Source organism: Peptococcaceae bacterium 1198_IL3148, assembly GCA_036763105.1.
Taxonomy (GTDB): Bacteria; Bacillota; Desulfotomaculia; order Desulfotomaculales; family Desulfohalotomaculaceae; genus JBAIYS01.
Window position 1 is genome coordinate 1 of sequence record JBAIYS010000040.1, and the last position, 611, is coordinate 611.

1 protein-coding gene is annotated in these 611 nt (G+C 39.6%); it reads left to right on the forward strand.

Features of this window, described 5'->3' with window-relative positions; translation table 11 throughout:
* A partial coding sequence (locus V6C27_14780; GenBank protein ID MEG6617653.1) for a hypothetical protein occupies positions 1–611 on the forward strand: 611 nt, incomplete at both ends.

Here is a 611-nt window from a genome sequence, read left to right on the forward strand (position 1 = left end):
AACGCCCATTTATTGAAGGCTGAGGCTGCTAGTACCCTTTATTATTACAAAACAAGGGATGATGTTTCATGGCAATCTACTACTGATCCCAATACCGTGCCAACTGTTTTATGTGGTGGTGCAGATAGTAATAGTGCAGTAGGACATGTGTTTACTTACGTTCCAGGAGCAACGATTTATTATAAAAAAGGTAAAAACGGTTGGCAATCTACTACTGATCCCAATGCCGTACCAATTGATTTATGTGGCGGTGAAGAAAATAATGATACAATTGGGCATGTGTTTGCTTATGTTCCAGGAGCAACGATTTATTATAAATATGCTAATAACGCATGGCAATCTACTACTGATCCAACTGCATTGCCAACTGTTTTATGTGGCGGTTCGCAAAGAAGTGACAACGTAGGGCACGTATTTGCTTATACACCGGGATCAACAATTTATTATAAATTTGCCCAAAACACATGGCAATCTACTACTGATCCCAATACCGTGCCAACTGCTTTATGTGGTGGTGCAGATAGGAGTGACAATATAGGGCACGTATTTGTTAGTACATTAAACTTACAACCGTCAATCAGTGTTTCATCCCCTTCAAATAATCCACCATT